The sequence below is a fragment of the Acinetobacter sp. WC-323 genome (genome assembly GCF_000314615.1).
GTDB classification, from domain to species: Bacteria; Pseudomonadota; Gammaproteobacteria; order Pseudomonadales; family Moraxellaceae; genus Acinetobacter; species Acinetobacter courvalinii.
Genome location: NZ_AMZS01000044.1, coordinates 1 through 21958, shown reverse-complemented (window position 1 = coordinate 21958; position 21958 = coordinate 1). Strand labels below are relative to the sequence as shown.

Below are 21958 nucleotides of genomic sequence, written 5' to 3'. Positions count from 1 at the left end.
AATTTAGTTTCTATTTGTCAGGTTTTCATTATGTTTGCGCCGAATTTTTCTTTTGAACAAGAACAGCAGTTTTTCTTGGATATCCAGCAATCTATTGAAAATAAAAGCTTTGATCGGCTGATTCTGAGTCAGTACAAAGGGGAACTGGCACATTTAGAGAAAATCACTTTCCGTAGGATTGAACTGCAAGGGCAGGCAACTTTGTCGTGTTTGTATCACCATACCACTCAAGACATCACCAAAAACTATTCGATTACCGAAGGGCTGGAAAAGATTGCTGAATTATTGGCACAATCTAAACAGGCCAATTTATTTACCTTGAATCAAGATATTCAGCTCAAGAAAAATAAAAAGAAAGCCATGTTGACCCACCAGAAAAAACAGGCAGCAACGGACAAGCTTGAACAACAGCAGCATAATCGTGAAAAGCAGCGTTATGTGCAACAGCAAAGCCCGTTCTTAAAACATCTTGGTATTACCGATGAAAAAGGGCAAATCGTGCCTAGCATGGCACGGAAGTGGAAACAGATTAATAAATTTATTGAGATCTTTTCCAATGCCTATGAACAGATCGATGCTACACAACAGGAATTAAATATTGTCGATTTTGGTTCAGGTAAAGGTTATTTAACGTTTGCCCTATATGATTATTTGCAAGCACAGCAAAAGACGCCTTTAATCACTGGGGTGGAGCTGCGTTCCAATCTGGTGGAGTTCTGCCAGCATGTGGCTGATCAGGTCGGTTTTAATCACCTGGACTTTTTTGAAGGTGATGTTCGGAGCTATCAACCAGAAAAACTGGATGTGATGATTGCATTACATGCCTGTGATATTGCAACGGATTTTGCCATTCATACCGGGATTCGTCTCAATGCATCCATGATCATGTGCGCGCCGTGCTGTCATAAAGAGCTACGTCCACAATTACAAAGCCCAGAGGTGTTACAGCCGATGCTTCAGTTTGGCATTCATGCCGGACAGCAGGCAGAAATGTTGACAGATAGCTTACGTGCCTTGTTGCTGAAAGCCTATGGTTATGAAACCAAGGTATTTGAATTTGTATCTTTGGAACATACCAGCAAAAATAAAATGATTCTGGCGACCAAGCGCAAAGATATACAACAACCTGATGCTAAAATTATGCAGCAGATTCAAGCCTTAAAAGCGATGTATGGGATTGAGAAGCAAAGTCTGGAACTTTTATTGCAAGATCAGATGCCAGTCGAGAATATTGGCTGTAAGTGTTAATTCAAACAGAGAAAACGATGTATCAAGTCAAACAGGGCATTTGGGATCAATTACAGCAAGACGCGAAATTGATCCGGACATTGGTTTTTATTCAGGAACAAGGTATTGCGGAAGCAGATGAGTGGGATGAGCAAGATGCGATCTCACAACACTTTGTTCTTTATGATCAGGATCAGCCGATTGCGACAGCACGATTATTACAAAATAATAGTGTGGGGCGAGTTGCAGTACTGAAGGCTTATCGGGGGCAAGGTCTTGGCCAAATGATCATGCAAGAGATTCTGGCTTATGCACGACAGCAGCAGCGTGAATTTCTGCATTTATCCTCACAAGTGCATGCGATTTCATTTTATGAGCAGCTTGGATTTGCAGTGCAAGGCGAGGCATATGATGAATGTGGTATTCCTCATATTGAAATGATCATGCCAATCACCGCAAAGAACTAAGCTGTCATTGGCTTCATTGATCTGATTACTGCTTAGATTGCTCCGCTACTTCGGAACTGGCCGGCGCAGCTTCCTGAGCATGCGCTTTCTGTTGTTGTGCCTTGCGTTGCGCGCCAGGCATATAATCAGGTTCTTGGGTCATCGCTAAATAGAAAAAACTTAAAAAAATGGTACTGAGTACCCCAACAATGATGACAAATTTCCATCCCAATACGGTTTCATTTAAATCTTTTTGTGGGGATGGCTGCTTATTCATAATCAATTCCCAAATAAATAAAAAAATAAAAGCAGATTTTGCGCCTTTTTCGCTGCTGTTGCCAAGTCTAAAAATAGCAATGTGAATTCTATTGAGTTAATGAGAACAATTGAAAGTGGAATATTCGGAAGAGCTAAGGACAGGATTAGCATGACCACGCTGATCCTGTCTTAATATCGGATTTAAAGTTTGTTCCAGTCTTCGATGGCCTGTAAGCCAACATCTAAACCTACATCATAGCTATAGCGGATTTTGGCCTTATTCTTGGTCAGTCGGCCTGCCATGTTTTTCAGATCGGGTGGGCAGACTTCCAGAATTTTTTGTCCTGATGGGGTGCGTACAAACTGAACCGAATCATTATAACGTTGTGTTCTGGACAATAGGCTTTTTGCAAAGCCTTGATTTTGCTTGAATAGGTATTTTGCAAGGAACTGATCGCCTTTGCTGCCCGCTTTAAAATAATTCTGGGGGCGGGTTCGTACGACCATCAATTTGGAAACATCATGCTGTTGTGCTGCCCAAAGTACCGGCAAGGCATCTGCTACACCGCCATCGAAATAAGGCTCTCCAAACACCTCAACGGCTTGGCGTGTCAGTACCGGAATGGAGCTAGAGGCCCTTAGGCCATCCAGAATATTGTCTTTTGAAGCTTTAATATAGGTGGCCTCGCCGGTAATGGCGTGGGTGAGGACCATATAAAACTCAGGATGACTGGCAAATAAATGTGCCTGATTCAGTGGATGTTCGCTTTCTACGACATCCCACATCCATTTTAAATCGAGCAGGTCACCGCCTTTGAAAAAACGGCCATAATGAATAAATTCTTTTCGAAGCGAATGATCTAAGTAGATCTGTAGGGTACGGCCTTGTTGTGCAGCCAGATAGTTGGCGACATTGGTTGAACCGGAAGAAACACCAACACAGAGATCGAAGGGATTAAACTGTTGCTGTAAAAATGCATCTAAGACACCGCTGGTGAATGCACCGCGCATTCCACCACCTTCAACAACCAGTGCCTGACGATTTTGTTGAAGCATTGAATATCTCGAATAATATGATAAATCCAGGTTTTACACGGATTTATCATATTCCACAATAACACTTTAGTGATTGTGCTGGTGGTTTTCCATGCTAGTTTCAGACATCATGGATGATTGTGACATTTCAGACTGAGGCGCCACTTTATTTTTGTTCATCGGCATATAATCTGGCTCGTTATTCATGGCTAAATAGAAAACCACCATAAAAATAAAGCTTAGAATACAGGTGATAATTAATGCTTTCCAACCCCACGGTGAGGTTTCTGGACAGAGTTTCTCAGACATAAGATAGTTCCAAAGGACAAAAAAATTAAAGCAAAACTGTTGGTGGTTATAGCATAAATCGTGACGTAATGCTCGTAAGTTTTGCTGGCGTGCCATTGAAAAAAGAAAAAAGCCCGTACAGACAACGAGTTCCATACGGGCTGATCTGCAACGCAGAGAGCATAAAATTATTGAATGATTTCTTTTCTCTGCGCGAGGTCTTTTAAGCGTTGTGGTGGCGCAAAACGTTCACCATATTGGTCTGCCAGTTGTTGAGCACGTTGCAAGGATTGCTCAATCCCGTTTTGATTCAGGAATTGAATCGCCCCACCTGTCCACGGTGCAAAACCGATTCCAAAAATTGAACCGACATTGGCATCAATCACAGACTCTAAAACACCTTCTTCATAGCAACGTAAAGTATCCAGCGCCTGTACAAACAGGAAGCGGTCAATCATGTCCTGTTCAGAAATAGTGTTGTCTTTCTGCCAACGGCTGAGTCCATCCCATAAATGCTTTTTGCCATTTTCAGGATAGTCGTAGAAACCGGCACCTGCTGCCTTACCTTTACGATTCAACTCGTGAATCATGGTATGCACCACGTCATCGACAGGAGTTTTCGGTAAATCTTTACCTTCAGCCTGCAAGGCTTTGCGGGTTTCGCTAGCAACATGTTCAGTCAAGCTTAAAGAGACTTCATCCTGAATCGCCAGTGGGCCAACCGGCATACCAGCTTTCAATGCCGCCATTTCAATTTTGGCTGGATGTACGCCTTCTGCAAGTAAACGCATCCCTTCCTGAATAAAGGTTCCGAACACACGGCTGGTGAAGAAGCCACGACTGTCATTGACGACGATCGGCGTCTTGGCAATTTGCTGTACAAAGTCATAGGCTTTCGCCAAGGTATCCGCAGAAGTCTCTTTGCCTTTAATAATTTCAACCAGTTGCATCTTATCTACTGGACTAAAGAAGTGTAGGCCAATGAATTTCTTGGCATCTTTACTTGCCGTTGCTAAACCCGTGATTGGTAGGGTTGAGGTATTTGATGCAAAGATGCCACCTTCTGCCAAATATTGTTCAGCTTCTTGTGTCACTTTGGCTTTTAATTCCTGATTCTCAAACACCGCTTCAATGATCAGATCACAGCCTTGCAGATCTGCTGCATCAGCGGTTGCCGTAATCAGCGCTAAAACCTGATCACGTTTTTCTGCGGTCATACGACCTTGAGAAACACGTTTGTCGAGAAGCTTTTGAGAGTAGGCTTTACCTTTCTCTGCATTTTCAACCGAGACATCTTTCAGGATCACAGGGATGCCTTTGATTGCCGTCGAGTAGGCAATGCCTGCACCCATCATACCTGCACCCAGAACACCGACTTTCTTGGCTTGCCATTTTGCAACTTCTGCAGGGCGGCTTGCGCCCGACTTGATGGCATTGAGGCCATGCCAGAAGGTGCCGATCATATTTTTGGAAATCTGACCGACTGTAAGTTGCGTAAAGTAACGCGACTCAATACGCAAGGCAGTATCAACATCAACCTGCGCACCTTCTACTGCTGCCGCCATGATCGCTTCAGGCGCAGGGTAGCAACCTTTGGTTTTATCGCGTAGCATCGCAGGTGCAATGGCAAGTACTTGTGCTACAGCAGGGGTTTTCGGATCGCCACCCGGAATTTTGTAGCCTTTAACATCAAAAGGTTGCTGTGACTTTGGATTGGCTTTGACCCAGGCAATCGCCTTATCTAACAGCTCTTGCTCATTCTCGGCGGTGTCATGTACCAAACCGAGTGATTTTGCTTTATCGACACCAAATTGCTTGCCTTCCATTAGGAACGGAAATGCATTTTGCAGGCCCAGTAAACGTACCATACGCACGATACCACCACCACCTGGCAGCAAACCTAAAGTGACTTCAGGCAAACCAAACTTGGTTTTTGGATCATTAATGGCAATACGGTAATGACAGCCTAGAGCAATTTCCCAACCGCCACCGAGCGCCGTACCATTTAAGGCAGCAACAACAGGTACGCCTAAAGTTTCAATCGCACGTAAGTCACCCTTGAGCTCTTCAATCATCTTGAAAAATTCAGTGGCATGTTCAGGCTGAACCTGAATCAGTTCATCCAGGTCTCCACCAGCAAAAAAGGTTTTCTTGGCAGAACGGAAAATAATACCTTTCAGATCCGTTTCTGTTTTGAGCTTTTGACTGACTTGTTGGAGTGACTCACGGAATTCTGCATTCATGGTGTTGGCAGATTGACCCGATGAATCAAGGGTAAGAATTACAATATTGTCAGCGTTTTTTTCGTATTTAATAGCGCTCATGTTGTGCTCCTTACACCAACTCAATAATGGTGGCGATCCCCATTCCACCACCGACACACAATGTGGCCAAACCACGTTTTTTACCTTGACGCTCTAATTCATCCAGCAAAGTACCCAAAATCATGGCACCCGTTGCACCCAATGGATGCCCCATCGCAATTGCACCGCCATTCACATTGACTTTCTCGGCCGGAACCTTGAGCTCATTAATAAAACGCATCACTACGGCAGCAAAGGCTTCATTCACTTCAAACAGGTCAATATCATCAATCGTTAAGCCAGCTTTGGCCAAGGCTTTACGCGCAGCAGGCGCAGGACCTGTCAGCATAATGGTTGGATCGGTACCGACCAATGCCGTTGCCAATACTTTGGCACGTGGTTTTAAACCTTGTTCTTTCACTGCTTTTTCAGAAGCCAATAACACTACTGCAGCCCCATCGACGATGCCTGAGGAGTTACCTGCATGATGCACATGGTTAATTTTCTGTGCTTCTGGGTACTTCTGTAATGCAACGGCATCAAAGCCCATTTGTCCCATCATTTCAAAGCTGGCATTCAGTTTTGCCAACCCTTCAACGGTGGTATTGCCTTTAATAAATTCATCTTTTTCCAAGATCAGTACACCTGAATGATCTTTGATAGGCACCACTGATTTATCGAAATAGCCATTGGCTTGAGCTGCAGCTGCTTTTTGTTGTGAACCGACTGCAAAAGCATCGACATCTTCACGGCTATAGCCATCTAAAGTGGCAATCAGATCAGCGCCGACCCCTTGAGGAACAAAAGACGATTTTAAGTTGGTTTCAGGATCAAGTGCCCACGGACCACCATCAGAACCCATTGGAATACGTGACATCGATTCAACGCCACCTGCAACGACGATATCTTCCCAACCTGAACGGACTTTTTGTGCGGCCAAATTGACAGCTTCTAAACCAGATGCACAGAAACGGTTGATTTGCACACCAGCAACATCGTCATTCCAGCCCGCTGCAATCGCTGCGGTTTTGGCAATATCACCACCTTGGTCAGCAATCGGGGTGACGCAACCTAAAACGATATCATCCACTTTTGACGTGTCGAGCTGATGGCGTTGTTGTAATTCATTCAGCAATGATGTGAGTAAAGTAATCGGTTTGACTTCATGCAGTGAGCCATCTTTTTTTCCTTTTCCGCGTGGCGTGCGAATGGCATCAATAATGTAGGCCTCGCTCATAGGTTTTCCTTGTATCACCTTAAAATTGTTGTTTATCGAGTGTACTCAATTTAAAGGTCAGTGCAATGATGATAAACGTTGGCAAGTTTGATGTTTTTCGCCAATTTCTCAGCTTGCAGTAAAAATCATTTTTTCTTTATGATGGAAATTCAGGCAACAGCTCAAGATTTCGAATGAAATTTATCAATATTGTGGGAACATCTGCTGCTGGGAAAACGACTTTTGCCCGTCAGCTCGCGCACAAGCTAGGTTTGTCGCATATTGAAATGGATGATTTGTTTTGGCTGGATAACTGGCAGGAAACGCCAGATCATGAGTTTTTTGCTAAATTACAAAGTCAAATTGATCAGGCACCTCGAGGATGGGTACTTGATGGTAATTATTCTCGAACACTGGATTTAAAGCTTAAATATATTGATACGATTATTTGGCTGGATTATTCATTTTCGTTAAATCTGTACCGCTCAGTTAAACGAGCAATTAGTCGAGCGCTAACACAAAAAAGATTATGGGAAAATTCCAATAATCGAGAGAGTTTCAAAACCAGTTTTTTATCTAAGGACTCTATTATTTTATGGATGGTTACCCATCATGCTCAAAATCGTAAAAAGTATTTAGCCATGATCAAGGATCCTCAGTATCAGCATATCCAATTTATTCGTTTGACTTCGCCAAAACAGGCCGCAATATTTTTAAAGCAGATAAAGCCGACACCATGACAGCCATTAAAACCAAAGCACTCTGTATTTTTCGATACCAAGATAAGGTTTTATTGTCACAAGGCTATGACCCAAGTAAAGATGAAATCTATTTTAGGCCAATTGGTGGAGGTATTGAGTTTGGAGAAACATCTACACAGGCAATTGCACGAGAAGTTTTTGAAGAAATTCAGCAGCAGATTCGCAAATCCAGATTATTAGGTGTGTTGGAGAATTTGTTCACTTTCGATGGACAGCAAGGTCATGAAATTGTGTTTGTATATGAGGCTGAATTTATAGACCCACATATCTACAAGCAACATCACATACAGGGTTGCGAAACCAATGGACATACCTATATCGCACAGTGGTTGAGTCGAGAACAAATCGCACTCAATCAATATCCAGTTTATCCAAAAGGCATTGAGCAATGGCTATTCAATGCGTAGATCATCTCAAGCTTGAGTTTATAGACTCATTCGATAAATCTAAATGAAAGAATTGGTTGTAGGGTGATTCGTTATATTCTGCGAAAGCAGCACCTTCAACAAAACCAAACTTCTTATAAAGTTTGATTGCGGCATCAAAGTGAACGTCTTTTCCTGTTTCTAAGCTTACTCTTTGATAGTGACGTTGCTGAGCGAGTTTTAATAAAAATTTAAGCAGTTGTGCTGCGACGCCTTGACGCAAATGATCAGGATGAGTCCGCATAGACTTGATTTCTGCATGATCGGGTGTCAGCTCTTGGATTGCGCCACAGCCCAGTAATTGATCGTCATTCCATAAGGTATAAAAACTAATAGAATCTTTTTGCAAACTACTCAGGTCTAATGCAAAACTATGTTCAATAGGTGTGTTCTGATGAAGGCCATACAAATGGAGATGAATGAGATTTTGGACTTGTGGGTGAGTGAAGTCAGCTTTTTTTATGATCATTGATGTTCAAGCTTATCGTAAAATTAAGCTTATTTTTTACCATAGTTTTAAAAGAGCGTTCAACAATCTCTTGTTGAACACTCGAATGAAAAATTAGTTGTGATGGCCGTGTAACTGACGATATAAACCAGGAGTGACACCTGTCCATTTCTTAAAAGCACGGTGGAAGGTACTGGTTTCGCTAAAGCCCACTTGCTGAGCCACATCTTCAAGAGTGAGATTTGGAGTCAACAATAAATGAATCGCTGCATCACGACGCAAGGCATCTTTGACCCCTTGGTAGCTTTTACCTTCGGCAGCCAGACGGCGACGCAAGGTTTGTGGTGATAAGTACAACATTGCAGCAACATCATTAAGCGTTGGCATTTCTTCACCAATCTGGCTCTTTAATACATCACGAATACGTGAAGTAAGTGAATTGGTGTTTTTGAATTTTACTAACAATTGTGCTGGTGCAGCTTTCAGGAATTCTTCTAAAGTCTTTTCATCCTGACGGATCGGAAGATCAAGATAATCCGCAGCAAAAGTAATTTCGGTACGTGGCGCATCAAACTGCATGACCGGAGCGAAGAATAATGCATCATATTCATCGGCATGATTAGGACGTTCATAACCAAAATGAACACGTTCTAAAGGGAGACGACGTTCGATTAACCATGACGCAAGACCGTGCCAGATCATCAGCATGCTTTCAGTAATGAAGTGATCCGGATCTAGCGCTTTAGGAATGTGCGGAACCAAACGGGCTTCGTGCTTGTCACGTTCCAGGCTCACCGCCCACTCGTCGCCAAACAACTTGTAGAACTGAGATGAAAGTTCCAGAGCCTGTCCGAGTGTTTTAGAATGAATAATTAATTGACACATGATGGCAAAAGTACCAAGACGGCGTGGTTGTACATCAAAACCGACATGTTCGTCTTGAGTAACCATCCATAACATCTTGATAAAACGGGTGTACTGCTCTGGAGAGATTCGAGCTTTCGGTTGGCGCAGTAATTCTGCTTCTATACCGACATGTGAAAGTAACGTTTCAACGTCCATGCCTAGGCGTTTAACACCTGTTAAAGCCGCATTCACGAAGTGGATGCTGATCGTATCACGGCTCATATTGAATCCTTCAGTTTCTTTACTATTCACGATAATTGACCTAAATAACCGTCTAAAATAAAAAAGGGCTTGTTGGTTGATCAGATATAGCTGCGACAATAGACATTTTTTAGATGGTACAAGGCATGGCTTGTGAAGTTTAGTACTTCTAAATGAGCATGACATAACGCAGTAGCATCAAAAAATGCCTTTGTCCCGTAGGGTTGTGGCAAAAATTTCCTCATCCATCGTTATGAAACTCGGAAATGAATTATCATTCCTGTCGTTTCATGTCTCGTCTGATAAAATTTTTGCTAACAACGCAACATATATATGATCAATTAACAAGCCCTATGGCAATTGACAAGAAAAATAATTGCGCCTTGTATACATGTTAAATTGCCGAAACTATCAAGGTAAATGGCTGAACATGACATTGTTTTTGTGTTTATCCACACCTAGTATAAAAGAAAATTTGAACAAATTGAGTAAAAATTATCATGCCATCTGCTCTAAAGGGATTGAAAGTCCTCGATTTTTCTACTTTATTACCAGGACCATTTGCCAGTATGTACCTTGCCGACATGGGTGCAGAAGTTATCCATATTGAATCTCCAACACGTCCCGATCTGGTAAGGATTATGCCACCCTATGCGAATGGTCAGGCCACTGCACATAGTTATCTCAATCGAAACAAGCAGTCAATCGCACTCGATCTAAAAGATGCCGCCAATATTGAACTGATCAAAACTAAAATCTCCGAGTTCGATATTGTGCTGGAGCAGTTCCGTCCCGATGTGATGCGCCGTTTAGGCTTGGACTATGAGACCCTGGCTGAGATTAATCCAAGATTGATCTATTGCTCAATTACCGGCTATGGTCAGACAGGCGCCTATAAAGATCGGGCTGGTCATGACATTAACTATTTAGCCTTGGCGGGTGTTTCTGGGCATAGTGGACGTCAGGATAGTGGACCGCCGCCTTTAGGAATTCAAATTGCCGATGTCGCAGGCGGTTCTTTACATGCCGTGATTGGTATTCTTGCCGCCGTGGTAGAGCGTCAACGCAGTGGTTTGGGACAGTATATTGATATTTCCATGACCGATTGTGTCGCGAGTCTGAATAGTATGGCTGCATCTGCCAGTCTGGCCGGGCAAACTGCACAGGCGCCTGAAGCTGGCATGCTTAATGGTGCGAGTTTCTACGACTATTATGAAACCAAAGATGGGCGTTATTTCTCGGTTGGAAGTTTAGAGCCTCAGTTTATGGCGGGTTTGGCTGCTGCTTTAGACTTACCCGTACTGTTAGCCAAAGGTGCCTCTTTTGATCCTGAAGATCGTCAAGCTGTAAAACAAGCGCTACGAGATAAGTTTAAGACCCAGAATTTCTCAGAATGGCAACATCTGTTCCAGAGTCTGGATATTTGTGTGGAACCGGTACTCAGTCTGGATGAAGCATTGGCCTCACCAATGGCCCAACAACGCGGCTGGGTGGTGGATGTGCCTTTATCTAGAAATACTTCACAAACTGAGCCACAGTTGGCCTGTCCTATTAAGTTTTCCCGTTCTCAAATGAAGTATGCCTTTATCGGTCAGGGTTTGGGGGAGGGTAAATGGTAGAAAATATGTGCGACTAATCACTGATTGTTAAAATATTGTACAGATCGTTAACATTTTGAATAAGTTGTAATTTAAAAATAAGAGTAACCTTTTATACACAATAACATAAAAGGTTACGTAAACATGACAATCTCGAAGTCATTGATTGTTTCTTGTTTATCCGTTCTATCATTGAGTCTTTTTGCACATCAAACTCAAGCCGCTTCTGCTGCCTTTGACCCAAATGGTCAATGGCTGTTTGGTGATTGGAACGGTCAACGCACGGCGTTGCAAGAACAGGGTTACAAATTTTCTGCTGATTACACGGGTGAATTTGCAGGGGTTTTAGATTCTAAACAGCACTCAAGCCATGGCAGTGAATTCACTGGACAACTGGCTTTGGGTACCAATTTCGACCTGAATAAAATTTTAGGTTGGCAAGATACTGAGGCACAGATCACAGTCACTTACCGTGATGGTCAGTCTTTGTCACAAACTGCAGAGGGTTTACAAGGCCACCAGAGTTCTGTACAGGAAGTCTGGGGACGTGGTCAAACTTGGCGCCTGACGGATCTCTGGATCAAAAAGAAATTTTTAGATCAGGCCTTGGATATTAAAGTCGGACGTTTTGGTGAAGGTGAAGATTTCAACAGCTTTGCCTGTGACTTCCAGAACCTGGCTTTATGTGGTTCGCAGGTCGGTAACTGGGTCGGCGATCAATGGTACAACTGGCCAGTTAGCCAGTGGGCATTACGTGTCAAATACAACTTGCAGCCTGACCTGTATGCACAAATCGGGGCGTACGAATACAACCCTGAAAACTTGCAGCGTGGTAAAGGTTTCAATTTAAGTACGGATGGTTCACGTGGTGCGATTATCCCGGCTGAAGTGGTGTGGACACCAAAACTCGGTGCATTGTCTTTACCTGGCGAATACCGTTTTGGCTACTACTACAGTACGGCTGATGCCGCAGAAATTGAAAATCCTGCCAAAACCGGACACAAACAAGGTGGCTGGTTCACCGTAAAACAACAGTTAACCCGTCATGATGGTCAGTCGGATCGTGGTTTAACTGGTTTCGTCAATGTCACGGTACATGATTCCAAAACCAATGCAGTTAAAGACATGCAAAATGTCGGTCTGATCTATAAAGGTTTACTGGACCAGCGTCCGCAAGACGAACTGGCTTTGGGTGTCGCACGTATCCATGCCAATGATGAAAATAACAGTTTGCTGGATGAAGAGTACAACACCGAGTTGTATTACGGCATTCATGCTACCAACTGGCTCACCATCCGTCCAAATATTCAATATGTACACCATGTGGGCGCATTGAAAGATGGCGATAAAACCTGGGTGGGCGGCATCAAGTTCCAAACCATTTTCTAATTTCGGTACTCGAGCAATTTTGCAGATGGCGTTCATAAAACGGACTGTATCTGCAAAATACTTGTTGTGATTTGAACTCGACCATCCAGTCGATCATGTCTGCGCTGGATGGATCTACAAATACAAAAGATGCAAGGTGATCTTATGAATCAATCTGCTTCAAAATCTGGGCTTAGAACCTTGACGGTGATCATTATCGCCCTCATTGCGTTGTTCTTGCTCATCGGCGGTATCTGGCTTGCTGCAATCGGCGGGTCTTTTTACTATGTAGTTGCAGGTGTGCTGTTGCTGATTGTGGCAGTACAACTTTATAAACGCGCTTCAGGCCCGTTATGGGTTTATGCTGCCCTCATGCTAGGAAGTGTGATCTGGGGTATCTGGGAAGTGGGTACAGACTTCTGGGCACTGGCACCACGTCTTGATATTCTGGGTATTCTCGGTCTCTGGTTACTTATTCCTGCAGTGACACGTGGTATTGATAATCTGGCATCAAGCAAGGTGGCATTATCATCAACCTTAGCAATTGCGATTGTGGTGATGGTGTACTCGATCTTCAATGATCCTCAGGAAATCAATGGCGTCATCCAGACACCACAACCTGCGCAAGCGAAAGCGGTTGACGGGATTGCACCCGAAGACTGGCCTGCATATGGTCGTAGTCAGGGGGGCGAGCGCTATTCTCCATTGACCCAGATCAATGACAAAAACGTCAAAGACCTGAAGGTAGCCTGGACCTTACGTACCGGTGATTTCAGAACTGAAAATGACTCAGGTGAAACCACCAATCAGGTCACGCCAATCAAGATTGGCAATAACATGTTTATCTGTACGCCACATCAGCATTTGATCTCGATTGACCCGGCAACAGGTAAGGAAAAATGGCGTTTTGATCCTAAACTCAAAACCGATAAAACTTTCCAGCATTTAACCTGTCGTGGTGTGATGTACTACGATGCTGCCAATACCACTGAATTTGCAACCAGTTTACAGGCGAAGAAGTCGGTCTCTACCGAGTGTCCACGTAAAGTCTTTGTTCCGGTTAACGATGGTCGTTTAGTCGCAGTGAATGCGGATACCGGTAAGGCATGTTCTGACTTTGGTCAAAATGGCGAAGTGAACTTGCAAGAGTTCATGCCATATGCGTATCCAGGTGGTTATAACCCGACATCGCCAGGTATAGTGTCTGGTACCACTGTCGTGATTGCAGGTTCAGTAACGGATAACTATTCGAGCAAAGAACCTTCTGGTGTGATTCGTGGTTATGACGTCAATACTGGTAAGCTGTTATGGGTATTTGATACGGGTGCTGCTGATCCAAATGCGATGCCTGGTCAAGACACGACTTTTGTGCATAACTCACCAAATGCGTGGGCACCGTTGGCCTACGATCCTAAACTGGACATTGTTTATGTACCGACAGGTGTAGGTACGCCAGATATCTGGGGCGGTGACCGTACCGAACTGAAAGAGCGTTATGCCAACTCAATGCTGGCGATCAATGCCACCACGGGTAAACTGGTTTGGCATTTCCAGACCACACATCATGACTTGTGGGATATGGATGTACCATCACAACCTTCATTGGCGGATATTCAGGATAAATCGGGGCAAACTGTACCAGCGATTTATGTCTTGACCAAAACAGGCAATGCCTTTGTTTTAGATCGCCGTAATGGTCAGCCAATTGTACCGATCACTGAAAAACCGGTACCACAAACCGTGAAGTGGGGACCACAGACCAAAGGTGAGTTCTATTCAAAAACCCAACCTTTCTCTGACTTTAACTTAGCACCGAAAGACAAGTTAACTGATAAGGACATGTGGGGTGCCACCATGTTTGACCAGTTAATGTGTCGTGTGAAATTTAAACGTCTAAACTACGATGGTATCTATACGCCACCTTCTGAAAACGGAACATTAGTTTTCCCTGGTAACCTCGGTGTATTCGAGTGGGGCGGTATGTCTGTGAATGCAGATCGTCAGGTTGCTGTCATGAATCCGATTGGCCTGCCATTTGTCAGCCGTTTGGTTCCTGCGGATCCAAACCGTCCTCAAACCGCGAAAGGAGCAGGTACGGAACAAGGCATGCAACCGATGTATGGTACGCCATATGGGGTTGAAATCAGTCCGTTCTTGTCACCATTCGGTTTACCGTGTAAACAACCGGGCTGGGGCTATGTGGCTGGTGTGGATTTGAAAACCCATGATGTGGTTTGGAAAAAACGTATCGGGACCATCCGTGACAGCTTGCCAAATCTATTCCAGTTGCCAGCAGTGAAAATTGGGGTACCTGGTCTAGGTGGTTCAATCTCGACAGCCGGTAACGTGATGTTTGTGGGTGCAACCCAAGATAACTACATCCGTGCCTTCAATGTTTCAAATGGTGACAAGTTATGGGAAGCACGTTTACCAGCCGGTGGACAGGCAACACCAATGACTTATGAAGCCAATGGTAAACAGTATGTGGTGATTATGGCCGGTGGACATGGTTCATTTGGTACCAAAATGGGTGATTATTTAGTTGCTTATGCTTTGCCAGATAAGAACTAATTTCATTTAGAAATCATCTTAAAAAGCCCGGATTCGTCTGGGCTTTTTCTTTTTATGGCAATTAGATAGGCTTATCAATAAAACCGTTATTAAATATGCAAAAAAAGCATTTTGTTGATGAATGAAAGCTCGCTATGCTAGTCGCCTTTATAATGAATGACTAGCCATACGCCATGTATTTATATACGGATTTCGATCAACAACTGATTAACCAACGTGTTGCTCAGTTTCGTGATCAGACAGAACGCTATTTAGCAGGAAAATTAACAGAAGACGAATATCGTCCACTACGTTTGCAAAATGGTTTATACGTACAACGTTATGCGCCAATGCTCCGTATCGCTGTGCCGTATGGCTTGATGAATACCAAACAACTCAGAAAAATTGCTGAAATTGCGACGGAATATGACCGTGGTTATGCCCACGTTTCCACCCGTCAAAATATTCAGTTGAACTGGCCTGCATTAGAAAATGTGCCTGATATTCTTGCTGAACTGGCAACAGTGCAAATGCATGCGGTACAAACTTCGGGTAACTGTATCCGGAATACCACCACAGATCAGTTTGCGGGTGTCGTAGCGGGCGAGATTGCCGATCCACGTCCGACCTGTGAGTTGATTCGCCAGTGGAGTACTTTCCATCCTGAATTTGCCTTCTTGCCACGTAAGTTCAAGATTGCAGTATCTGCCTTGCAAGAGAAAGACCGTGCTGCAACAGCATTCCATGATATCGGTGTTTATCTGGTGCGTAATGATGCGGGTGAAATGGGCTATAAGATCATGGCAGGTGGTGGTTTGGGCCGTACCCCGATCATTGGTAGCGTGATTCGTGAATTCTTGCCGCGCGAAGATCTGATTGCCTATCTTGAAGCGACCTTACGTGTTTATAACTTGCATGGCCGTCGTGATAACAAATATAAAGCACGTATCAAGATTCTGGTAAAAGCATTAACACCAGAAGTATTTGCGCAAAAAGTTGAAGCTGAATTTGAACACACTCGTGAAGCGTTAAAGATTCAACCTGAAATCCTGAAAAAAATGGATGAAGAATTTACGCCATTTGATTATCAGGATCTGGAAGATCAAGACTTCACAGCATTGTTTGCCGAGCATCCAAAATTCAAACAGTGGTTTAACGTCAATACCAATGCACATAAAGTGAAAGGCTATCGTATTGTTACGATTTCCTTGAAACGTGCAGGGGTTGCGCCGGGTGATGTCACTTCTGAAGAAATGAACTTAATCGCAGACTTGGCGGATAAGTACACCTTTGGTGAGTTCCGTACCACGCACGAACAAAATATTTCATTGGTAGACGTACCACAGAAAGATTTATTTGAATTGTGGCAGACCCTTGAACATCACAACATGGCGCGTGCGCATATCGGCTTTATTACCGATATCATCTGCTGCCCGGGTGGGGATTTCTGTTCATTGGCCAATGCCAAATCAATTCCAATTTCAGAAGCAATTAGCCGTCGTTTTGAAGATTTGGATACGATTTACAATCTTGGCGAGCTTGACCTGAATATCTCGGGCTGTATGAATGCCTGTGGTCATCACCATGTCGGCAATATCGGTATTCTCGGTGTTGATAAAAAAGGTGCTGAGTTCTATCAAATCACTTTAGGTGGCCATGCAGATCATGATGCATCTTTAGGCGATATCTTGGGACCATCTTTTGCAGCAGATGCGGTACCTGATGTGATTGAGGAAATCCTGAATACTTACCTTGATTTGCGTAATGAAGGTGAGCGTTTTATTGATACCTATCGCCGTGTTGGCATTCAACCATTCAAGGAGCGTGCTTATGCTTAATACATCGCTACAAGTGCTTTCTAAAGATGGCACAATTGCAGACAATACTTATCAAGTCATTGCAGAAGATGGTGCGCTTCCACAAGGTGATGTGGTATTAACCACGGCACAACTTGATCAATTGGCACAGGTACAAGGCAAAAAAGCATTGTACATTACAGTAAACGATTCACCTGAAACCCATCAATTTCCACTCAATGAATTTGATGCGATCTTTATTGAGTTTGCCGGTTTTAATGATGGCCGTGGTTATTCATTTGCTGCATTGTTGCGTCGTCAAGGCTACCAAGGTGAATTGCGTGCGGTCGGTGATATCTTCAAGGATGTTCTAAATTATTTAAAACGTTCTGGCTTTGACACTTTTGTGGTGAAAGAAGGTAAGGATATTCATGAAGCCGCTGCGGGTCTTCAGGACTTTACCAATCCTTATCAAGCTTCAACTGCCGTGCCGCAAGCAAGTTATCAGACCGGGGCTTAAGCCTTCTGCAATAAAAAGCTGAACTCTGGTTCAGCTTTTTTTATTTTCTCAAGCTTATTCATCGAGCTGACAATTGATCATCCATTTGATTCCAAACTGATCGGTAAAAGCACCGTAGAGTGCACCCCAGAAGGTTTTTTCCAAGGGCATTTCAACTTGACCATTGACCGATAAGGCATCGAAAAGTCTTTGCGCATCCTCAAGTTCATCAGGGTAGAGGTTAATTGAAATATAGTGATTGTTGCCTTGGGTAAACACACTATGCGGGGCACAGAATTGGTCGTTGACATCCGAAGCCATCAATACCGTAAATTCATTGATCGGTAAAGAAACATGCAGAATCAGGTTCTTATCGGCTTCGGAAAGAGAGACTCCTTCTGTGGGTGGCATATCACCATAGCGGCTGAGCATGGCAAACTCACCGCCAAATACCGATTTATAAAAATTAAACGCCTGTTCGGTTTGTCCTTTGAAATTTAAATAATGATTCAGTTGCATGGGGGACGTCCTGTTGTTTTTTTATTCACAGCATAACTTATCGGGAATTTAACAATGGGTGCATTATTTTTTGTAATTGCCAAAACAAAAAATCCTGCGCTGGGCAGGATTTTTCAGTTAATCGATCGATCCTTAGATCAATTCAATTGCAACCGCTGTTGCCTCACCACCACCGATACACAGTGCTGCAACACCTTTTTTGCCGCCTGTGCGTTTAAGGGCATGAATCAAGGTCAGGATGATACGAGAACCTGTAGAACCAACAGGGTGACCCAATGCACAGGCACCACCATTGATATTCACTTTCTCTGCATCCAGTTTGAAATCATCAATCGGGCACATGGTCACCATCGCAAATGCTTCATTGATTTCCCAAAGGTCAACCTCTTGTGCATCCCAGCCCGCTTTCTTCAATACTTTTTCGATTGCACCGACAGGAGCAATGGTAAATTCAGAAGGGTGCTGTGAGTTAGACGCTGTGGCAATAATTTTTGCCAAAGGTTGTAAACCGCGTTGTGCCGCAACTTCGCTTGAAGTAAGGACCAGTGCAGAGGCACCATCAGAAATCGAACTTGCATTCGCTGCGGTAATAGTACCGTCTTTTGCGAAAGCAGGTTTAAGTGACGGGATTTTATCAATTTTGGCACTTAAAGGTTGTTCATCCTGATCAACAACCACATCACCTTTACGGGTAGAAACCGTTACAGGGACGATCTCGTCTTTAAAGTAGCCTTCAGTAATCGCTTTCTGTGCACGATGTAAAGAACGGATCGCGAAATCATCCATTTGTTCACGAGTATAGTGACGTTGATTTGCCATGTCCTGAGCAAATGAACCCATTAAACGACCTGTTTCTGCATCTTCAAGACCATCAAGGAACATATGATCCTTGATTTCACCATGGCCCATACGGTAGCCGCCGCGTGCTTTAGGTAATACATAAGGCGCATTGGTCATTGATTCCATACCACCCGCAACCACAATCTCGGCACTACCGGCCTTGATCATGTCTGCTGCCTGCATCACCGCTTTCATGCCAGAGCCACAAAGCTTGTTGATGGTGACTGCACCAGTAGAGTCTGGTAAGCCAGCTTTACGCATTGCCTGACGAGCTGGGCCTTGTTTGAGGCCAGCAGGTAATACACAACCCATGATGACTTCTTCTATATCAGTTGGTTGCAGGCCAGAACGAGCAATAGCTTCTTTAATCGTTACAGCACCTAACTCAGGCGCTGTTACACCTGATAATGCACCTTGGAAGCCGCCCATTGCAGTACGAGCGCCATTAACAATTACGATGTCAGTCATTATGTGTCTCCACACTTATAATTTATAAAAAATGTTCCAAACTTAAGCAGTATATTAAAAAAACAACCGGAATAAAGTGTTTTACTTTTTTTAAGCTAGACTGAGGAGTTTTTAACAGCTGGATATTTTCTCAAAGCGGATATTGCCCATGCGGCTTAAGCGTATTTTAGTATGGTAGTCAGGCGAAGTTGAACAGTAAGTAAAACTGCCATTTGCAGCAAAGGGCAGTCCATTTTCACCCTGGAAAATGATTGCATTGGGAGTAGCACCAAAAGCATTATAATGAAGATCGCCGTATTTAAGCTTTAGGGCAACCGCAAAGAGCAAGACTTCGTTGTGATCTCGTTTTCTATTGTGGTTGCTATCTATAAATCCGATAAAGCCTTTATTCCAGTCTGTACCACAATCATTTAAGTTATTACTTGGGCAGAGCATCACATTTTTATGATAAAGCTGTGCATCGGTTTTTGCTTTTTGTATATGAATTGTGAGGTTTCTTTTTAAGTAATTAGCTTCGCTTGAAACCATTAAGTCGTGAAAATGTGGTAGGGCCATAAAGCTGAGAATTGCCAGAATACTGAACACGGTAAGCAATTCACTCAATGTAAATCCATGTGGTCTAAACATGTTTTTCCTGTCTATTTTTATTAAATTTTTTATTAACAATATGTTAAGGGTACTTCTTATTTGTGATAGTGAAAATAACTAACAAATAAGTTAAATAATACTTAAGCATAGATTCATAGACAGTAATCTATTAAAAGCTGTATGGAAATTGAAAATTTACGGAACTACAACGGAAATTGTAAGCAATTTTGTCAATAATTTACGAGGTTAAAGTTATCAAGCACTTGGAAAATTCATCAAGTGTTTGTATGATTCAAAGTGAAGTGAATGGCTGAAAATAATGTTGTAGAACATTAATGTTCTCAGTACGAAAAATCATAGGCTGAGCTTACACAACAAACAATTGTTATCTCTGGAGGATATCCATGAAATTGAGTCGTATTGCACTTGCTATGCTTGTTGCTGCTCCTTTAGCTGCTGCTAATGCTGGCGTAACAGTAACTCCATTAATGCTTGGTTACACATTCCAAGACACTAAACACAATAATGGTGATAAGCATTTAACAAATGGTCCTGAAATCCAGGATGATTTATTTGTTGGTGCGGCATTAGGTGTTGAATTAACGCCTTGGTTAGGTTTTGAAGCTGAATATAACCAAGTTAAAGGTGATGTTGACGCTGCTGCTGCAAATGCTGAATACAAGCAACAACAAATCAACGGTAACTTCTATGTTACTTCTGATTTGATCACTAAAAACTATGACAGCAAAATCAAGCCATATGTATTGTTAGGTGCTGGTCACTACAAATACAAGTTTGATGATGTAGACCGCGGTACTCGTGGTAATAAAGAAGAAGGTACTTTAGGTAATGCAGGTTTTGGTGCTTTCTGGCGCTTGAACGATGCTTTGTCTCTTCGTACAGAAGCTCGTGGTACTTATAACATCGATGAAGATTTCTGGAACTATACAGCACTTGCTGGTTTGAACGTCGTTCTTGGTGGTCACTTGAAACCTGCTGCGCCAGTAGTAGAAGTTGCTCCAGTTGAACCTACTCCAGTTGCTCCACAACCACAAGAGTTGACTGAAGACCTTAACATGGAACTTCGTGTGTTCTTTGATACCAACAAATCTGATATCAAACCACAATACAAGTCTGAAATTGCGAAAGTTGCAGAGAAGTTAGCTGAATACCCGAATGCGACTGCTCGTATCGAAGGTCACACAGATAACACTGGTCCACGTAAGTTAAACGAGCGTTTATCTTTAGCGCGTGCGAACTCTGTTAAATCTTCACTTGTAAATGAATACAACGTTGATGCATCTCGTTTGTCAACTCAAGGTTTTGCTTGGGATCAACCGATTGCTGACAACAAAACTAAAGAAGGTCGTGCTATGAACCGTCGCGTATTCGCTGCGATTTCTGGTAGCCGTACTGTTCTTGTACAACCAGGTCAGCAAGCTCAATAATTTGAGTTTTTGAACTGAATAAAAAGCGACTCGTCAGAGTCGCTTTTTTTTATATTGAAAAAGCTTTACGTGATGTTGATGAGCAAAGAGGTACCTAATATTTTTAAGAGTGACTGAAGATGAAACTGGACTTTATTGCCAATAACATGCTCGAATTATTTAGCTTTCTTGAAAAGATTTTGATAGCTTGTTAAAATTTTGATTAAAAAGTGATAAGCTCTCACAGCTTTGTTAGATATTGTTAAATTTAGAATTTTCTAAGTTTTTTGAAGAGAGATACATCTTTTGGGTGATACCTGAGCAAATGTTACTAAATACTTGGAAAATTGATCGGGTATTTGTATGATTTAAGCTAAGGTGAATGCCTGAAAAAGATACAACAAAACTATTTCTCAGCATTCAAAAAATTTATTCGCGTTTACAGAACAAACAATTTTTTGTTTTTGGAGGATATCCATGAAATTAAGTCGTATCGCACTTGCTCTGCTTGTTGCCGCACCTTTGGCTGCTGCAAATGCAGGCGTAACTGTCACTCCTTTAATGCTTGGTTACACCATGTTCGATACTGAACATAATAATCATGGTGATAAAGGTCAATTAACTCCAAGTCCAGAGCTAAATGACGATTTATTCGTTGGTGCTGCACTGGGTGTAGAAATTACACCTTGGTTAGGTGCAGAAGTTGAATATAGCCAAATTAAAGGCGATACCAGCACCAATAACGATTATAAAGGTCGTAACATTGCTGGTAATGCTTATGTGACTTCTGA

21 protein-coding genes are annotated in these 21958 nt (G+C 42.9%); 11 read left to right on the top strand and 10 right to left on the bottom strand.

Translation table 11 applies throughout. The features are described 5' to 3' along the window. The first annotated feature begins 30 nt into the window (after positions 1 to 30). Both ACINWC323_RS09545 and ACINWC323_RS09550 read left to right on the top strand, forming a co-directional pair. A complete protein-coding gene (locus tag ACINWC323_RS09545; protein ID WP_009512083.1) occupies positions 31 to 1248 on the top strand; it encodes a class I SAM-dependent methyltransferase in 1218 nt (405 codons plus the stop codon). 17 nt (positions 1249 to 1265) lie between these two features. After that, a complete protein-coding gene (locus ACINWC323_RS09550) occupies positions 1266 to 1694 on the top strand; it encodes a GNAT family N-acetyltransferase (RefSeq protein WP_009512086.1) in 429 nt (142 codons plus the stop codon). A gap of 25 nt (positions 1695 to 1719) precedes the next feature. Here ACINWC323_RS09550 and ACINWC323_RS09555 read toward each other — a convergent pair whose 3' ends face one another. The 5 genes from ACINWC323_RS09555 to ACINWC323_RS09575 form a co-directional block, all read right to left on the bottom strand. Further along, positions 1720 to 1950 carry a hypothetical protein gene (locus tag ACINWC323_RS09555; protein ID WP_009512091.1) on the bottom strand — a complete coding sequence of 77 codons (231 nt, stop codon included), beginning with the start codon at positions 1948 to 1950 and terminating at the stop codon, positions 1720 to 1722. Between the two features lie 182 nt (positions 1951 to 2132). Next, positions 2133 to 2987, bottom strand: a complete 855-nt coding sequence (locus tag ACINWC323_RS09560; protein WP_009512159.1) for a patatin-like phospholipase family protein — start codon at positions 2985 to 2987, stop codon at positions 2133 to 2135. Between the two features lie 66 nt (positions 2988 to 3053). Next, complete coding sequence (locus ACINWC323_RS09565) at positions 3054 to 3275, bottom strand: hypothetical protein (protein WP_005226923.1); 222 nt, start codon at positions 3273 to 3275, stop codon at positions 3054 to 3056. A 167-nt stretch (positions 3276 to 3442) separates the two neighbouring features. Next, the gene (locus ACINWC323_RS09570; protein WP_009512164.1) at positions 3443 to 5578 is read right to left on the bottom strand and encodes a 3-hydroxyacyl-CoA dehydrogenase NAD-binding domain-containing protein; all 2136 of its coding nucleotides are present in this window, start codon (positions 5576 to 5578) and stop codon (positions 3443 to 3445) included. A 10-nt stretch (positions 5579 to 5588) separates the two neighbouring features. Then, positions 5589 to 6794, bottom strand: coding sequence for an acetyl-CoA C-acetyltransferase (locus ACINWC323_RS09575; protein WP_009512092.1), 1206 nt, complete (start codon positions 6792 to 6794; stop codon positions 5589 to 5591). A 173-nt stretch (positions 6795 to 6967) separates the two neighbouring features. Here ACINWC323_RS09575 and ACINWC323_RS09580 point away from each other — a divergent pair, with 173 nt between their 5' ends. Both ACINWC323_RS09580 and ACINWC323_RS09585 read left to right on the top strand, forming a co-directional pair. Then, positions 6968 to 7513, top strand: coding sequence for a P-loop NTPase family protein (locus ACINWC323_RS09580; protein ID WP_009512129.1), 546 nt, complete (start codon positions 6968 to 6970; stop codon positions 7511 to 7513). Then, positions 7510 to 7941 (top strand): NUDIX hydrolase, encoded by a 432-nt coding sequence (locus ACINWC323_RS09585; RefSeq protein WP_009512170.1) that lies wholly within the window; start codon positions 7510 to 7512, stop codon positions 7939 to 7941. Before ACINWC323_RS09580 ends, ACINWC323_RS09585 begins: the two co-directional genes overlap by 4 nt. 1 nt (position 7942) lies before the next feature. Here ACINWC323_RS09585 and ACINWC323_RS09590 read toward each other — a convergent pair whose 3' ends face one another. Together ACINWC323_RS09590 and ACINWC323_RS09595 are read right to left on the bottom strand one after the other, a co-directional pair. Beyond that, positions 7943 to 8428 carry a GNAT family N-acetyltransferase gene (locus tag ACINWC323_RS09590; protein ID WP_009512138.1) on the bottom strand — a complete coding sequence of 162 codons (486 nt, stop codon included), beginning with the start codon at positions 8426 to 8428 and terminating at the stop codon, positions 7943 to 7945. A gap of 93 nt (positions 8429 to 8521) precedes the next feature. Then, positions 8522 to 9535 carry an AraC family transcriptional regulator gene (locus ACINWC323_RS09595; RefSeq protein WP_005226928.1) on the bottom strand — a complete coding sequence of 338 codons (1014 nt, stop codon included), beginning with the start codon at positions 9533 to 9535 and terminating at the stop codon, positions 8522 to 8524. 479 nt (positions 9536 to 10014) lie between these two features. Between ACINWC323_RS09595 and ACINWC323_RS09600 the strand changes: the two genes are divergently transcribed. The 5 genes from ACINWC323_RS09600 to ACINWC323_RS09620 all read left to right on the top strand — a co-directional run bounded on the left by ACINWC323_RS09600 (position 10015) and on the right by ACINWC323_RS09620 (position 17346). After that, entirely contained in the window at positions 10015 to 11133 is a 1119-nt protein-coding gene (locus ACINWC323_RS09600; protein ID WP_009512118.1) for a CaiB/BaiF CoA transferase family protein, read from the top strand. Positions 11134 to 11277: 144 nt separating this feature from the next. Next, complete coding sequence (locus ACINWC323_RS09605) at positions 11278 to 12501, top strand: carbohydrate porin (protein WP_171062192.1); 1224 nt, start codon at positions 11278 to 11280, stop codon at positions 12499 to 12501. Between the two features lie 144 nt (positions 12502 to 12645). Then, positions 12646 to 15051, top strand: a complete 2406-nt coding sequence (locus tag ACINWC323_RS09610; protein ID WP_009512096.1) for a glucose/quinate/shikimate family membrane-bound PQQ-dependent dehydrogenase — start codon at positions 12646 to 12648, stop codon at positions 15049 to 15051. A 173-nt stretch (positions 15052 to 15224) separates the two neighbouring features. Beyond that, complete coding sequence (locus ACINWC323_RS09615; RefSeq protein ID WP_005226932.1) at positions 15225 to 16868, top strand: nitrite/sulfite reductase; 1644 nt, start codon at positions 15225 to 15227, stop codon at positions 16866 to 16868. Next, complete coding sequence (locus tag ACINWC323_RS09620) at positions 16861 to 17346, top strand: DUF934 domain-containing protein (protein ID WP_005259410.1); 486 nt, start codon at positions 16861 to 16863, stop codon at positions 17344 to 17346. The genes ACINWC323_RS09615 and ACINWC323_RS09620 overlap by 8 nt, the downstream gene beginning before the upstream one ends. A gap of 54 nt (positions 17347 to 17400) precedes the next feature. Here ACINWC323_RS09620 and ACINWC323_RS09625 read toward each other — a convergent pair whose 3' ends face one another. The 3 genes from ACINWC323_RS09625 to ACINWC323_RS09635 all read right to left on the bottom strand — a co-directional run bounded on the left by ACINWC323_RS09625 (position 17401) and on the right by ACINWC323_RS09635 (position 19779). Then, complete coding sequence (locus ACINWC323_RS09625; protein ID WP_009512172.1) at positions 17401 to 17844, bottom strand: VOC family protein; 444 nt, start codon at positions 17842 to 17844, stop codon at positions 17401 to 17403. A gap of 132 nt (positions 17845 to 17976) precedes the next feature. Then, positions 17977 to 19152: a thiolase family protein gene (locus ACINWC323_RS09630; RefSeq protein WP_009512175.1), complete on the bottom strand. Its 1176-nt coding sequence runs from the start codon at positions 19150 to 19152 to the stop codon at positions 17977 to 17979. A gap of 111 nt (positions 19153 to 19263) precedes the next feature. Then, on the bottom strand, positions 19264 to 19779 hold the full coding sequence (locus tag ACINWC323_RS09635; protein ID WP_009512163.1) for a GspH/FimT family pseudopilin: 516 nt from the start codon (positions 19777 to 19779) through the stop codon (positions 19264 to 19266). 365 nt (positions 19780 to 20144) lie between these two features. Between ACINWC323_RS09635 and omp38 the strand changes: the two genes are divergently transcribed. Further along, positions 20145 to 21188, top strand: a complete 1044-nt coding sequence (gene omp38, locus ACINWC323_RS09640) for an outer membrane protein Omp38 (RefSeq protein ID WP_009512100.1) — start codon at positions 20145 to 20147, stop codon at positions 21186 to 21188. A 456-nt stretch (positions 21189 to 21644) separates the two neighbouring features. After that, a partial coding sequence (locus tag ACINWC323_RS09645; protein WP_009512098.1) for an outer membrane beta-barrel protein occupies positions 21645 to 21958 on the top strand: 314 nt, incomplete at its 3' end.

What these genes read in the sequence shown, in the direction of transcription:
- ACINWC323_RS09545 (WP_009512083.1), top strand. Translation starts at nt 31, where the DNA reads ATGTTTGCGCCGAATTTTTCTTTTGAACAAGAACAGCAGTTTTTCTTG.
- ACINWC323_RS09550 (WP_009512086.1), top strand. Translation starts at nt 1,266, where the DNA reads ATGTATCAAGTCAAACAGGGCATTTGGGATCAATTACAGCAAGACGCG.
- ACINWC323_RS09555 (WP_009512091.1), bottom strand. Translation starts at nt 1,950, where the DNA reads ATGAATAAGCAGCCATCCCCACAAAAAGATTTAAATGAAACCGTATTG.
- ACINWC323_RS09560 (WP_009512159.1), bottom strand. Translation starts at nt 2,987, where the DNA reads ATGCTTCAACAAAATCGTCAGGCACTGGTTGTTGAAGGTGGTGGAATG.
- ACINWC323_RS09565 (WP_005226923.1), bottom strand. Translation starts at nt 3,275, where the DNA reads ATGTCTGAGAAACTCTGTCCAGAAACCTCACCGTGGGGTTGGAAAGCA.
- ACINWC323_RS09570 (WP_009512164.1), bottom strand. Translation starts at nt 5,578, where the DNA reads ATGAGCGCTATTAAATACGAAAAAAACGCTGACAATATTGTAATTCTT.
- ACINWC323_RS09575 (WP_009512092.1), bottom strand. Translation starts at nt 6,794, where the DNA reads ATGAGCGAGGCCTACATTATTGATGCCATTCGCACGCCACGCGGAAAA.
- ACINWC323_RS09580 (WP_009512129.1), top strand. Translation starts at nt 6,968, where the DNA reads ATGAAATTTATCAATATTGTGGGAACATCTGCTGCTGGGAAAACGACT.
- ACINWC323_RS09585 (WP_009512170.1), top strand. Translation starts at nt 7,510, where the DNA reads ATGACAGCCATTAAAACCAAAGCACTCTGTATTTTTCGATACCAAGAT.
- ACINWC323_RS09590 (WP_009512138.1), bottom strand. Translation starts at nt 8,428, where the DNA reads ATGATCATAAAAAAAGCTGACTTCACTCACCCACAAGTCCAAAATCTC.
- ACINWC323_RS09595 (WP_005226928.1), bottom strand. Translation starts at nt 9,535, where the DNA reads ATGAGCCGTGATACGATCAGCATCCACTTCGTGAATGCGGCTTTAACA.
- ACINWC323_RS09600 (WP_009512118.1), top strand. Translation starts at nt 10,015, where the DNA reads ATGCCATCTGCTCTAAAGGGATTGAAAGTCCTCGATTTTTCTACTTTA.
- ACINWC323_RS09610 (WP_009512096.1), top strand. Translation starts at nt 12,646, where the DNA reads ATGAATCAATCTGCTTCAAAATCTGGGCTTAGAACCTTGACGGTGATC.
- ACINWC323_RS09615 (WP_005226932.1), top strand. Translation starts at nt 15,225, where the DNA reads ATGTATTTATATACGGATTTCGATCAACAACTGATTAACCAACGTGTT.
- ACINWC323_RS09620 (WP_005259410.1), top strand. Translation starts at nt 16,861, where the DNA reads ATGCTTAATACATCGCTACAAGTGCTTTCTAAAGATGGCACAATTGCA.
- ACINWC323_RS09625 (WP_009512172.1), bottom strand. Translation starts at nt 17,844, where the DNA reads ATGCAACTGAATCATTATTTAAATTTCAAAGGACAAACCGAACAGGCG.
- ACINWC323_RS09630 (WP_009512175.1), bottom strand. Translation starts at nt 19,152, where the DNA reads ATGACTGACATCGTAATTGTTAATGGCGCTCGTACTGCAATGGGCGGC.
- ACINWC323_RS09635 (WP_009512163.1), bottom strand. Translation starts at nt 19,779, where the DNA reads ATGTTTAGACCACATGGATTTACATTGAGTGAATTGCTTACCGTGTTC.
- omp38 (WP_009512100.1), top strand. Translation starts at nt 20,145, where the DNA reads ATGAAATTGAGTCGTATTGCACTTGCTATGCTTGTTGCTGCTCCTTTA.